The sequence below is a fragment of the Brevibacillus sp. LEMMJ03 genome (assembly GCF_007197875.1).
Classification (GTDB): domain Bacteria; phylum Bacillota; class Bacilli; order Brevibacillales; family Brevibacillaceae; genus Brevibacillus; species Brevibacillus thermoruber.
Genome location: NZ_VKJN01000003.1, coordinates 55,138 through 67,364, shown reverse-complemented (window position 1 = coordinate 67,364; position 12,227 = coordinate 55,138). Strand labels below are relative to the sequence as shown.

Annotated in this window: 13 protein-coding genes, 2 pseudogenes and 1 riboswitch; of the genes and pseudogenes, 8 read left to right on the top strand and 7 right to left on the bottom strand. The window is 54.9% G+C overall.

Features of this window, described 5'->3' with window-relative positions:
* The first annotated feature begins 33 nt into the window (after positions 1-33).
* Positions 34-1,245 (top strand): acyl-CoA dehydrogenase family protein, encoded by a 1,212-nt coding sequence (locus FOI68_RS05035; RefSeq protein ID WP_143862652.1) that lies wholly within the window; start codon positions 34-36, stop codon positions 1,243-1,245.
* A 161-nt stretch (positions 1,246-1,406) separates the two neighbouring features.
* Complete coding sequence (locus FOI68_RS05030; protein WP_029098487.1) at positions 1,407-1,739, top strand: DUF3870 domain-containing protein; 333 nt, start codon at positions 1,407-1,409, stop codon at positions 1,737-1,739.
* Between the two features lie 22 nt (positions 1,740-1,761).
* Here the strand turns inward: FOI68_RS05030 and FOI68_RS05025 are convergent, their stop codons facing one another.
* From FOI68_RS05025 to FOI68_RS23890, 3 genes are read right to left on the bottom strand one after another with little or no spacing between them, the layout of a single operon-like run.
* Positions 1,762-2,004: a biotin/lipoyl-containing protein gene (locus FOI68_RS05025; RefSeq protein WP_255309678.1), complete on the bottom strand. Its 243-nt coding sequence runs from the start codon at positions 2,002-2,004 to the stop codon at positions 1,762-1,764.
* A complete protein-coding gene (locus FOI68_RS23895) occupies positions 1,979-2,941 on the bottom strand; it encodes a sigma-54 interaction domain-containing protein (protein WP_255433384.1) in 963 nt (320 codons plus the stop codon). Before FOI68_RS23895 ends, FOI68_RS05025 begins: the two co-directional genes overlap by 26 nt.
* 48 nt (positions 2,942-2,989) lie before the next feature.
* Positions 2,990-3,403 carry a transcriptional regulator gene (locus tag FOI68_RS23890; protein WP_255433383.1) on the bottom strand — a complete coding sequence of 138 codons (414 nt, stop codon included), beginning with the start codon at positions 3,401-3,403 and terminating at the stop codon, positions 2,990-2,992.
* Positions 3,404-3,596: 193 nt separating this feature from the next.
* Between FOI68_RS23890 and FOI68_RS05015 the strand changes: the two are divergent.
* From FOI68_RS05015 to FOI68_RS05000, 5 genes and pseudogenes are all read left to right on the top strand, one after another.
* Positions 3,597-3,983: pseudogene (locus tag FOI68_RS05015) on the top strand (5-methyltetrahydropteroyltriglutamate--homocysteine S-methyltransferase); the annotation flags it as partial.
* A gap of 9 nt (positions 3,984-3,992) precedes the next feature.
* Positions 3,993-4,463: an acyl-CoA thioesterase gene (locus tag FOI68_RS05010; RefSeq protein ID WP_035299640.1), complete on the top strand. Its 471-nt coding sequence runs from the start codon at positions 3,993-3,995 to the stop codon at positions 4,461-4,463.
* A 105-nt stretch (positions 4,464-4,568) separates the two neighbouring features.
* Positions 4,569-4,768: riboswitch (cobalamin riboswitch) on the top strand.
* Between the two features lie 22 nt (positions 4,769-4,790).
* On the top strand, positions 4,791-4,958 hold the full coding sequence (locus tag FOI68_RS23295) for a hypothetical protein (RefSeq protein WP_156110508.1): 168 nt from the start codon (positions 4,791-4,793) through the stop codon (positions 4,956-4,958).
* A 1-nt stretch (position 4,959) separates the two neighbouring features.
* The gene (locus FOI68_RS05005; RefSeq protein ID WP_370512103.1) at positions 4,960-7,179 is read left to right on the top strand and encodes a ribonucleoside-diphosphate reductase subunit alpha; all 2,220 of its coding nucleotides are present in this window, start codon (positions 4,960-4,962) and stop codon (positions 7,177-7,179) included.
* Positions 7,180-7,202: 23 nt separating this feature from the next.
* Positions 7,203-8,231 (top strand): ribonucleotide-diphosphate reductase subunit beta, encoded by a 1,029-nt coding sequence (locus tag FOI68_RS05000; RefSeq protein WP_143862650.1) that lies wholly within the window; start codon positions 7,203-7,205, stop codon positions 8,229-8,231.
* 161 nt (positions 8,232-8,392) lie between these two features.
* On the opposite strand, the pseudogene FOI68_RS24220 reads toward FOI68_RS05000, so the two are convergent.
* From FOI68_RS24220 to FOI68_RS04985, 3 genes and pseudogenes are all read right to left on the bottom strand, one after another.
* Positions 8,393-8,604, bottom strand: a pseudogene (locus FOI68_RS24220) (transposase); the annotation flags it as partial.
* Between the two features lie 8 nt (positions 8,605-8,612).
* Positions 8,613-9,356 carry a tetratricopeptide repeat protein gene (locus FOI68_RS04990; protein WP_143862515.1) on the bottom strand — a complete coding sequence of 248 codons (744 nt, stop codon included), beginning with the start codon at positions 9,354-9,356 and terminating at the stop codon, positions 8,613-8,615.
* Positions 9,357-9,426: 70 nt separating this feature from the next.
* A complete protein-coding gene (locus FOI68_RS04985; RefSeq protein WP_051188124.1) occupies positions 9,427-10,008 on the bottom strand; it encodes a polymorphic toxin type 35 domain-containing protein in 582 nt (193 codons plus the stop codon).
* 330 nt (positions 10,009-10,338) lie between these two features.
* On the opposite strand from FOI68_RS04985, the gene FOI68_RS23290 reads away from it, so the two are divergent.
* Entirely contained in the window at positions 10,339-10,476 is a 138-nt protein-coding gene (locus tag FOI68_RS23290) for a hypothetical protein (RefSeq protein ID WP_185973871.1), read from the top strand.
* 52 nt (positions 10,477-10,528) lie between these two features.
* Here the strand turns inward: FOI68_RS23290 and FOI68_RS04980 are convergent, their stop codons facing one another.
* Positions 10,529-12,157, bottom strand: coding sequence for a long-chain fatty acid--CoA ligase (locus FOI68_RS04980; RefSeq protein WP_029098481.1), 1,629 nt, complete (start codon positions 12,155-12,157; stop codon positions 10,529-10,531).
* Positions 12,158-12,227: the final 70 nt, after the last annotated feature.

The window sequence follows — 12,227 nt, the reverse complement described above, 5'->3', positions numbered from 1 at the left end:
TCTAACCCAAAAAAAAGGAGGCACCCGACGATGATGAACTTTGCCTTGACAGAAGAGCAGGAAGCGGTGCGCAGGATGGTGCGCAGTTTTGTGGACAAGGAAATTATCCCGCACATTCGCGAGTGGGACGCCAACGGCCATTTTGAACCGTCCATCATGAAGCGGCTGGCCGAACTGGAGCTGATGGGCGTCTGCATCCCCGAGCGCTACGGCGGCGCCGGCATGGACTACAACACGCTGGCCATCGTTTGCGAGGAATTGGAGCGGGGCGATACGGCGTTCCGCACCGCCGTCTCCGTGCACACCGGGCTGAACAGCATGACCCTGCTGCAGTGGGGCGACGACTTCCACAAGGAGGGCTACCTGATTCCCCAGGCGCGCGGGCAAAAAATCGGCGCCTTTGGCCTGACCGAGCCCAACGCCGGATCAGACGTGGCCGCCATGGTGACCACGGCGCGGCGCGACGGCGACGACTACATCCTGAACGGGGCGAAAACCTGGATCTCCCTCTGCGACATCGCCGACCACTTCCTGATCTTCGCCAAAACGGACAAGGATAAGGGGCACCACGGCATAAGCTGCTTCATCGTCGAACGCACCTTCCCCGGCGTCACCACCCGGGCGATCAAGGGCAAGCTGGGCATCCGCGCGGGCAACACCGGCGAAGTGATTCTGGACGAGGTGCGCGTGCCCAAGGAAAACCGGCTGGGCGAAGAAGGGGAAGGCTTCAAGATCGCCATGTCCGCCCTGGACAACGGCCGCTTCACCGTCGCCGCCGGGGCCTGCGGCCTGATCAACGCCAGCCTGGAAGCCAGCCTCGCTTACTGCCGCGAGCGGAAGACCTTCGGCAAGGAGATCGGCAGACACCAGTTGGTCCAGCAGATGATCGCCAGGATGGCGGCCAACCTGGAGATTTCCCGGCTGCTGGTCTACCGCGCCGGCTGGCTGAAAAACCTGGGCAAGCGCAATACTCGGGAAACCTCGCTCGCCAAGTGGTTCGCCTGCGACGCGGCGTTTGAGGCGGCCAACGACGCCGTGCAGATCCACGGCGCCTACGGCTACTCCAACGAATATCCGGTGGAGCGCTACCTCCGCAACGCCAAGGCGCCGGTCATCTACGAAGGGACGCGGGAAATCCACACGATCATGCAGGCCGAATACGCGCTGGGCTACCGGCGGGACAAACCGCTGCGCCGCATGCTGCCGGCCTGGCCGTTTGCCCAAGAGGGAGAGGCCGAGAGGTGAAGGAGACCTTTCTGGCCGTTTGAACGGAAAATGATTCGACAAAAAGAAAGAATCGACGCGGCAAAAAAGACCGTATCCCCCGGCAGGGATATGGTCTTTGCGCTGCGAACCAGTCATCAAAACGTAAAGTGGTTGATCATTAGCAGAAAGGTGGCGCAGTCATGCCGTTGCCCAACACGTACTTTATTGCCGGCCACGCCAGGCTCCCGCAGGGGATGGCGGCCAAAAGCGTGTTTGACTCCCTGACGATTACCGCCGAGGTGGACAAGCGATACGGCGTGATCGTGGAGGCTTCCTGCACACTGGCGACCGAGCACGGCCGCGATTTTGTCGGCCGGCTGCTCAGGGGGTTCAGCCTGAAAGACGGGGTGGACGAACCGATTCAGCACCTCCTGACCCACTACCGGGGAAAGGCGGCCAACGCCCTGGTGGCGGCGCTGAAGGACCTGCACGCGCAATACGAACTGCTGCACGCCGCCAAGGGAAAAGACTAGAGGGGAGCGTCTGCCCTTCCCTCTAGTCTCCCGTCTGTCGGATGGTCGCCAAAATCATGCCGGCGATCACCCGGTCCCCCCGCTCCACTTCCAGCGAATCGGCATACCCCGTCACCGGCGACAAGATGTCAAACGACAAGCCGTCTTGGACCAGTGAGAAGAAGACCTCTCCTTCTTCCACCTTGTCGCCCTTACGGAACCGGATGCGTTCCACCGTGCCGGCAAAGGGGGAAATTACGTCATATGTTACGCCCAATCTGCTCACCCCGACTCATCTTCTCTTGGATTTCCTGAAACTTTCGGCTGACGGTGGATTGGCTCACTCCCAGCACCTTGGCCGCCATCGAGGTCGTTTTGTACTCGTCCATGGCCATTTTGATCAACTGCTCCTCCACCGCCCTGGTTGCTTCCTTGAGCGGAATGATCTTGTGAATACGCTGCTGCATGTACTGCCGTTTTCCTTTTTTCAGAAGGGGCGTGATGTGGCACGCCTCGATCAGGTCGTCGTCGGCCGTGACCACGATGCGCTCGATGATATTTTGCAGCTCCCGCACGTTGCCCGGCCAGGCGTACGATTCCAGCACGTCCAGGGCATCCTGGGAGAGCTGGGTACTGCGCCCGTATTTTTCGTTAAAGGTGTGCAGAAAGTGCAGGGCGAGCAGCGGAATGTCCTCCGGCCGCTCCCGCAGCGGGGGAATCGCCACCGGAATGACGTTGAGCCGGTAGTAGAGGTCTTCGCGAAACGTCCCCTCCTCCACCATTTTCTCCAGGTTCTTGTTCGTCGCGGCGATGATCTGCACGTCCACCTCCACCACTTCCGATCCGCCGATCGGGATAATCTCCCGCTCCTGCAGGACGCGAAGCAGCTTCACCTGCAGGTTGAGCGGCAATTCGGCGATCTCGTCGAGGAAGATGATGCCCTTGTTGGCCATCCGGAAATACCCCGGCTTGCCGTTGGAATGGGCCCCAGTAAACGCCCCTCTTTCGTAGCCGAACAGCTCGCTCTCCAAAAGCGTCTCCGGGATGGCGCCGCAGTTTACCTTGACGAAAGGCTTGCTGCTGCGCGGACCCAGCTCGTAGATGGTGCGGGCAAACACCTCCTTGCCCACGCCGGACTCGCCGGTGAGCAGCACCGTGGACGAGGTGTTGGCGATCTTCTGGATGTACTTCATCACCTTTTCGATCTTGTCGCTGGCGTAGATGAGCTGCCGGCTCTTGGCGTACCGCTTTTGGTCGCGCAGGTGCTCCAGCTATTTTTTGTACTTTTCCGACATCTTCTTCGCCTGGAGCAGTTCCTCCTTCAGCATCACCGTCTCCGTGATGTCGCGCAGGGCGATGACGATCCGCTCCAGCCTGCCCGCCTCGTCAAAGATCGGGTTGCCGACCGCCAGCACGTTTTTTCCGGAGCGGCTTTCCTGGGTGACGGACACCTTTTTTCGCCGCTCGATGACCATTTTCACGATGGCGGAGAAAAAGGTCCCTTCATGCTCCAGCTCCATCAGGTTGAGCCCGATCAACTGCTCCTTGTCGATCTCCCAGAAATCCTTGATCAGATTGCCGCTGTAGCGCAGCAGGACGCCTTTGGCGTCGAGGACGAGAATCTCGTCGTAGATGGAAGAGAGGATCCCCTGCAGGTCCTTGTTGAGATTTTTCACATACTCCATCTCCATCGCCATCTTCTCGATGTAGGGCAGATCCTGCAGGACGATGATGGCGCCGGTCACGTTTCCATGCCGGTTGCGAATCGGCCCGAAGTCGGCCAGCACGCCGATCCGTTCATTGACGATGATGTGGTTGAGAATCGTTTCGCCGTTCTCCACGACCTTCTGAAACACCTCGGGGTCGAGCAGTTCCCCCACCCGCATTCATACCCACATGTGCTACTGCGAGTTCCAGGACTTCATGGGGGTCATCAGTGAACTGGACGCCGACGTGATCTCCGTGGAATCTTCCCGCAGCCACGGGGAACTGATCGCTTCGTTTGAACGCGAGTCGTACGACAAGCAAATCGGGCTGGGCGTCTACGATATTCACAGTCCGTGCATTCCTTCCGTGGAAGAAATGGCGTCGACGATCGAACGCGCCATTCGGGTCATCGATCCGGCCCGGTTCTGGATCAACCCCGATTGCGGACTAAAGACCAGACAGCCGGCGGAAACGATCGCGCCGATCAAACACATGGTGGAAGCAGCCCATCGCGTCAGAGCACGCCTGTCCCGTTTCCAGCAGGCGTCAAAGGAGTGAACCCTTCCCATGCCAGGCATACCCGTCTCACAATCCCGAACATCGCTGACCGATCTGGTGCTGCCTCCCGACACCAACCACCATCACACCATCTTTGGGGGCAGGGTCATGGCCTATGTGGATAAAATCGCGTGCATTGCCGCCATGCGCCACTGCCGGAAGCCCGTCGTTACCGTATCGAGCGACAGCTTTGATTTTCTCGCTCCCATCAAAACCGGGGAAGCGATCAACCTGGAAGCCTATGTCACGTCCACCTACCGCACCTCGATGGAGGTCTTTGTGAAGGTAGAGTCCGAGAACCTGCTGACCGGGGAACGAAAGGTGACCGCCCGGGCGTATTTGACGTTTATCGCCCTCGATGAACAGGGGCGGCCCACGTCCGTGCCGGAGGTGATCCCGGAGACGGACGAGGAACGCAAGCAGTTTCAGCAGGCTCAGCATCGCTATCTGTTGAGGAAAAAACGAAGAGAAGAATCGTGAGAACTGGCGGGCGTTGACGCAAACGCCCCCTCTTTTTTGGAAGCTGCCAGCCAACATCACGCTTTCATTTCACAACATATTGTGTTATAGTACCATCATAAAACCATATATAGTGTACTTTGTGGTGCGCTTGCCCAGGATTCCGGCAAGCGCTTAAAAGGGAAGACCGGTGAAAGTCCGGCGCGGTCCCGCCACTGTGAATGGGGAGCGACTCTGTCAGATGCCACTGTCGATCGCATCGACGGGAAGGTTCAGAGAAGCGACGATCCATGAGCCAGGAGACCTGCCACAAAGAAAACACCGTTGGAACCACGAGGATGGGGAGGTGTGGAATCGGTCACCGGAGGCGTGCCGCTCTTTCTGGCGCACGTTCCGCTTTGGCACAGGCATGTCTTTTTCCACGTTGTCATCATCAGCATCCTCTACCTGACGGGAGAGGATGCTTTTTTCATGAACCGCAAAGGAGAGGGAGAGATTGCAAACGGTTGTTTCTGACATCGACAGACGGATTACGTCGCTGATTGGCGACATGTTGGCCGATTTTCCCCGGCTGCGCGCGGATGCCGTCATCCAGGGTGCGGCCACGAAAGCCAAACACAAGGAACTCACGGAACAGGAAGTGGCGAAAATCGTTTCCATGTCGGCCGCCGAACTGATTTCCAAAGAGGAACCGGAATGGACCTACGTCGCAGCCAGGGCGTACCTCGCTGCCCTGTATCACGAAGCGGCCCGCAGCCGGGCATATTCCTTCAGTCCTTCGCGTCCCTACGGTTCGTTCCTGAACCTGTTGGAGCAGTTGGTTGAAAAGGGCATTTACAAACAGGAACTGCTGGCCGCCTACCATCCGGAAGACATTGCGGAGCTGGAACGGGAGATCGATCCCGAAAAGGACAAGCTGTTTACCTATCTGGGGATTGTGACTCTCGCCGAGCGGTATCTGGCCAGGGATTACACCGGCAGCCTGTTTGAACTGCCCCAGGAGCGGTTTATGGTCATCGCCATGCACCTTATGATGCAGGAACCCCGCCAAAAAAGACTGGCGCTGGTGAAAGAAGCCTACTGGGCGCTGAGCCATCAGTACATGACAGTGGCAACGCCCACCATGGCGAATGCGGGCAAAGCACGGGGCGGACAGCTCTCGAGCTGCTTCGTGGACACGGTCGACGACTCTCTGCAGGGCATCTACGATTCCAACACCGACATCGCCCGGCTGTCCAAAATGGGAGGCGGCATCGGCGTATACATGGGAAAAGTGCGGGCTCGCGGCTCTTCCATCCGCGGCTATGAAAACAAATCAAGCGGGGTCATTCCGTGGATTCGCCAACTGAACAACACGGCGGTCAGCGTCGACCAGCTCGGAACGCGAAACGGCAGCGTTGCCGTTTATCTCGACGTGTGGCACAAGGATATCCTGGCGTTTCTGGATCTGAAAATGAACAACGGTGACGAACGCCTGCGGGCGCATGACATCTTTACGGGTGTGTGCATCCCGGATCTTTTCATGGAAGCGGTGGAAAACCGGGCCGAGTTTCACTTGTTTGATCCGCATGAAGTGCGCACCGTCATGGGCTTTTCGCTGGAGGATTTCTATGATGAGGAGCCCGGGCGAGGCAGCTTCCGCGAACGGTACGAAGCGTGCGTGCAGCATCCCCGCTTGAGCCGCGTGACGGTACCGGCCATCGAGATCATGAAGCGGATCATGATCTCCCAGTTGGAGACGGGCACTCCGTTCATGTTCTACCGGGATACCGTCAACCGCGCGAACCCCAACAAACATGCGGGAATGATTTACTCCAGCAATTTGTGCACGGAAATTCTGCAGAACATGTCTCCCACCACGGTGCGCGAAGAAGTGCTGCAGGACGGAGAGATCGTGATTCGGAAAACGCCGGGCGATTTCGTCGTCTGCAATCTCTCCAGCATCAACCTGGGGCGTGCCGTACCTGCAAACGTGTTGGAGCGGCTGATTCCCATCCAGGTGCGCATGCTGGACAACGTGATCGATGTGAATCAGATCGACGTCCTGCAGGCCCACCAAACCAACAAAAGGTACCGGGGCATCGGGCTGGGGGCCTTTGGCCTGCATCATCTTCTGGCCCTCCATGAAATCAAATGGGAAAGCGAAGAGGCGGTCGCCTTCAACGACCGGTTGTTCGAACGGATCCATTACTTGACCATTCGCGCGTCCCTGGAACTGGCGAAGGAAAAAGGCGCCTATCCGCTCTTTTCGGGCAGCGAGTGGGAAAGCGGCAAATATTTTGTCCGCAGGGGCTACAATTCTCCCGAGTGGAAGGCGCTCGCGGAAGAAGTGGCTGCGCACGGCATTCGCAACGGTTATGTGATGGCCATCGCCCCCACCGGCTCCACGTCGCTGATCGCCGGCTCCACTGCTTCCGTCGATCCGGTGTTCGAACCGGTCGCCTACGAGGAGAAGACGACGTACAAAATCGCCAATCCCGCTCCCGATCTGTCTCCCCGCACGATGTGGTACTACAAGGGAGCATATCACCTGGATCAGCACTGGTCGATCAAACAGGCGGCCGCCCGCCAGCGCCACCTCGATCAGGGGCAGAGCATCAATTTGTATGTGCGCCCCGACATCCATGCCAGAGAGCTGCTGCAGCTCCATCTGGAGGCATGGAAGCAGGGACTGAAGACGACCTACTACGTCCGCAGCCGGGCGGTAGAGATCGATGAATGCGAAGCCTGCACCTAACCGCGGAAAGGAGAACGGACATGCTGCAGAAGCAGAAAGTGTTTCAGACAAACGCTCCCAACAAGTCAACCAAAATCATCAACGGCGAGTGTTCCGGGGTGTTGAACTGGGATGATATCCGCCACCCGGCGATGTACAAGCTGTACAAGGTGCTGATTGCCAATCACTGGATTCCGTCCGAGATTCCGATGAACAAGGACAGGCAGCAGTTTTCCGAACTGACGCCGACCGAACAGGACGCCTTCAAGAAGATCATCGGGCTGCTGGCTGTGCTGGACAGCATGCAGACCAACTTTGTGACCGATGTCGGCCAATACTTTACCGATTCCTCCCTGGTGGCCATTGCCGCCATTATCAACCAGCAGGAGGTGATTCACAACCAGTCGTACTCCTATGTGCTCTCCAGTCTGGTCGATTACCAGACCCAAAAGGACGTGTTTGAATACTGGAAACACGACCAGGTGCTCCTGGAGCGCAATCTGTTCATCGCGGACATGTACCAGCGCTTCCGAGACGAAAAAAGCCCCCAGACATTCCTGGAGGCGCTTGTCGCCGACATGATTCTGGAAGGGGTCTTCTTCTACACCGGGTTCGCGTTCTTCTACAATCTGGCCCGTCATCAAAAGATGCTGGGAACCAGCCAGATGATCAGCTACATTCAGCGGGACGAGGCGCAGCACACGTTCTTTTTCGGGGAAGTGTTCCAGCTCCTGCTGGCCGATTTTCCCGAACTGGATACGGAACGGAACCACTCCTTTGTGTATGAAAAAATGAACCAGGCGGTTGAATTGGAGATGAAGTGGGCCCGCCATGTGCTGACAGGCGTCGACGGCATTGACTTTGACGAATTTGACCGCTACATCCGTTATATTGTCAACAAGCGGTTGACCATGATGGGACTGGAAAAAGCGTATGAGGGCGTGGATAACTGCATGCCGTGGATTCGGCCGTTTTCCGACGAAGCCCTGAATCAAACCAAAACGGACTTCTTTGAGGGCAAATCCCGCACCTATGCCAAGGTGACGAAAGAGAACGGATTTGACGAGCTGTAATGGCTGTAAGGGAAGAAGCGGCGGTGGACATCCATCGCTGCTTTTTTTCATCCCTGGCGCTCTGTGTGAGCAGGGATTGACCGAACGGCCGCCCGCCCGCAGACGAGGGGGCTCCCGATTTGCTCTTTGATTCGTTGGCTATTTCCTGTTGCCAGGTACTATTTCTTCTTGCAAATTCTCTTGCTTCTTCGTGCATACATCCCGAAGTGCCGAATCATTTTAGATTGTTCATCGGGAATATGACAAATGCACCGGGCAATGAATTGCTCCACCGTCAATGTTTCCTGTTTTCCTTGGCCACTCGTTTTACGTGATAGCAAAATGTTACGGTCTGTCCGTCGTACTCTTCTCTTCGACGCAAGGCAATCGCTGGTCAGGGTTTTACCGATTTGTTTTCAGATGTTCGAGATAACCTTTCGCTACGGAATCTGTGGTATGAAGCATCTTGATCTCCGATTGGAGAAAAAGGTCGAGATCAGGAATGCCTCGTGATTCATTTCCCGGAACGAACCCTTTAAAATTCTCTCCGAGGTAAGGCTGAATCTCTTGTATAAAACGTTGATCGTTATCGTAGATATAGATAATCTCTATATGTTTTACTGCATTCTCGGCTAGTTCCCTTATCTTGCCAAGATTCTTTCTATGGTAGATATATAAACTCTGCAGCCAGCGATAATGAGCGGGGTAACCCGGAAAATGGCGAATCGCCTGCAGCAGATACTGTTCACAAGTTGGGAAGTCCTTAGAGAAGTAGTACCAAGCAATAGCCAAGTTCAGCAATGAGCGTTTTTCAGGATTCTTCTCCTTGTCAAGAAGGTTGACAAGGGAATCTTTTACGTCCTCGTGCAATTCCTCATGGGTTTCTTGTATATAGGCAAGAAGGATCCAGGCAATCGTATGGTTTGGATCATAACCGAGTATGTTTCTGATATACTCCAAGCTCCTTATGTAATCCACAACGGGAACTTCCAATGCCAACAAGGCCCGCAGGATCCAAAGCTGCGTGTTGGTAGGATCTTGTTTTAATGCTCCTGCCAATATGGAATCGCCCTTTTCTATCTTTTCACTATCATCCAGTTTGTCTGAGATAAAAATCTTTTGTATTTCCGCGATAACAGTGTCCATGCTGCCTCCCCCTTTTGTTGAAAACGATATAAATGGACGAGAAAGGCTTACTTTCTCGTCCTCTATCATTCTAGTCATCATAATCTGGTACAAGATACACGATATTACCGAAATTAGTATTCGGCCATTCACCTGTTACCAGAAAAGCGTTCAGGTTCTTTAATTCTCCGTCTTTCACATAAGCTCTTACTTCCACTTTATAGCCATTAATGATTGTTCGTATCTGGTTGTTTGTATTATCTTTCAGCACTCCATATTCATCGGCGTTTTCAATCATATCCCTAAACTTTTTAAGAATTGCTTTTTCATTTTTCCCCAATTTCATTATGCCTTTGTCTTTGTGATCTTTGGAAAAAATATGTTCAGTTTTTACTTTAAAGTCTGCCTTTTTGATTATACTACCTTTTTTACTAAGCTTAATAAAGTACTCTGTGCCTTCTTCAATCAATTTTAAAATGAGTCTTCGAATGAACCGAGGCTCTACTTGATCATCAGAGTGTGATTGATCAGTACCAATGGATTGACTCGTCGCATTACTCTGAACAATAGAGTTATCGTTATGTACGATATTCTTCTGTGCGAATGTCGGAACACAAAAAGAAAGCGTAAAGATTACAGATAGTAATAACGCTGTAATAACAGTCTTTTTCATGGTTCCCCCTCCAGAATTTTAGTTACTTATCCTTCCGAACTGTTGTACGCAAAAAACAACCTCCTTCTATGAATGTAATTTACAGTTTTTATAATATCGGATAACATTTTCCATATAAAGAGGGATATAATCGAATTTTTATGTCATTTTTCCGCATTTTTCGACAATGCTTGCAAAAATGTAATCCAGCAGCATTCCCACTCATACTTCCCAGCTCCCAGCGCTGGGAAACGCCATACCGTTTCCGCCCGCCGACTTTTTCGCTTGGCATCCTGTTTGCAGAGATAACAGGCCAGCAGCCCACATTTCATAACGCGAAGTAAGGAGCAGATGCCTATTGATTACCTGTACGACGAATCGGAGCAGCTGCTGTCCCGATACGGATCCTTTGCCACCACCCACAACCGGTACGATTTCGGCCTGAACAGACGCCCGCCCATTAGCAGTTCCGGGATTGGCAATGAATGAGCAATAAAACCAGCGGGCGGCCGTGCTCCCGCTGGTTTTGCATATGCGCCGGTTACCGGGTATCCGTTTGCGCCGTGAAATGATGCCGGAATTGTTCCCGCAAGGCCCGTTTCAGGAACTTTCCCACGGTTGTCTTGGGAATCTCGCTCATGAAGACGATGTCATCCGGCAGCCACCATTTGGGAAACTGGGGAGCCAGGTACGCGAGCAGCTCTTCTTTGGTCACCTTGTCCTTGCTGGCCTCCTTTGGCACCACGCAGGCCACGGGCCGCTCGTCCCACTGCGGATGGGGAACCCCGATGCAGGCCGCTTCCAGCACGGCCTCGTGTGCCATGAGAGCGTTTTCAAGATCGACGGAAGAAATCCATTCGCCGCCGCTCTTGATCAAATCCTTCGTCCGGTCGACCAGCTTGATGGTCCCTTCTTCGTCAATCGTCGCCACGTCCCCTGTATGCAGCCAACCATCCTGAAACGCCTCTCGGGTTCGTTCATCCCGGTAATATTCGTCGGCAATCCACGGTCCGCGGACGAGCAGTTCCCCCATTTCCTTTCCATCCCATTTCACTTCGCCATGGGGTCCGACCACCTTGACTTCCAGCCCGGGTACCACCATGCCCTGTTTGGCGTACAGATCCAGTTTGGTTTCGAACGGCAGCTCCTGCTGGTAGCTTTTCAAGCGGGAAACGGTAACAAGGGGGCTGGTTTCGGTCATGCCATACGCATGCAGAACGGGGATATTGAACTGCTCCGCAAACGCCTTGATCAACCCTCTAGGCGCAGCGGAACCGCCGCAGACGATGCCGCGCAGGCTGCTGGTGTTGTAGCGCCCCTTTTCAAGCTGCTGGTACAGCCCCAGCCAGATCGTCGGAACGCCTGCGGCAACGGTTACCCTTTCGGACTCGATCAATTCGGCCAGGATCTGCGGGGTGAATCTCGGGCCGGGCAACACTTGTGTCGTCCCAAACCACGCAGCGGCAAACGGAAGTCCCCAGGCGTTTACATGAAACATGGGAACGACCGGCATGCAGACATCGGACTCGGACAGCGCAAGGGAATCTGCCAGCCCAATTCCCATGCAGTGCAGGACAATGCCGCGGTGCGTGTACACAACCCCTTTCGGCTTCCCCGTTGTGGCTGACGTGTAGCACATGCCAGCAGGATCGTTCTCCTGGATATCGGTGGGGTATTGATAGTGGGGATCGCCCTCCTGCAGCAACGCTTCATACGAATAAAGAGGCTCGAGGCTGGAGGCGGGCAGTTCGTCGTGATCCGTCATGAGGATGTAAGCCTTCACCGTATGGAGGTGATCCTTGCAGCGCTCGATGAGCGGCAGCAGGTCATCGTCGATCAGAAGCACCTGATCTTCTGCATGGTTGATGATGTACGTGATGTGTTCGGGGGAAAGACGAATGTTGATCGTATGCAGCACAGCTCCCATCCCCGGGATGGCGAAATACGCCTCGAGATGTCGATGGTGATTCCACGCCAGTGTCCCCACGCGATCGCCGCGTTTGACGCCCAGTTTTTCCAGGGCACTCGCCAGCCGGCGCGTTCGTTTGCCGATCTCTTCATACGTAAACCGATACATCCCGGTCGCCGTTCGGGAGATCACCTGTTTCCTGGAAAAGTATTGTTCCGCCCTCTCCATCAACGGCGCGATGGTCAACTGGACATTCATCATGCGCCAACACCCCCTGCACAAATATTCGTTTGTATGTTTTGAATATATATACTATTCTATACTCTTTCCC

Bases quoted from the DNA above. Each gene is read 5' to 3' on its own strand.
- FOI68_RS05035 (WP_143862652.1), top strand. From the start codon at position 34: ATGAACTTTGCCTTGACAGAAGAGCAGGAAGCGGTGCGCAGGATGGTG.
- FOI68_RS05030 (WP_029098487.1), top strand. From the start codon at position 1,407: ATGCCGTTGCCCAACACGTACTTTATTGCCGGCCACGCCAGGCTCCCG.
- FOI68_RS23890 (WP_255433383.1), bottom strand. From the start codon at position 3,403: ATGGAGTATGTGAAAAATCTCAACAAGGACCTGCAGGGGATCCTCTCT.
- FOI68_RS05010 (WP_035299640.1), top strand. From the start codon at position 3,993: ATGCCAGGCATACCCGTCTCACAATCCCGAACATCGCTGACCGATCTG.
- FOI68_RS04990 (WP_143862515.1), bottom strand. From the start codon at position 9,356: ATGGACACTGTTATCGCGGAAATACAAAAGATTTTTATCTCAGACAAA.
- FOI68_RS04985 (WP_051188124.1), bottom strand. From the start codon at position 10,008: ATGAAAAAGACTGTTATTACAGCGTTATTACTATCTGTAATCTTTACG.
- FOI68_RS23290 (WP_185973871.1), top strand. From the start codon at position 10,339: ATGCCTATTGATTACCTGTACGACGAATCGGAGCAGCTGCTGTCCCGA.
- FOI68_RS04980 (WP_029098481.1), bottom strand. From the start codon at position 12,157: ATGATGAATGTCCAGTTGACCATCGCGCCGTTGATGGAGAGGGCGGAA.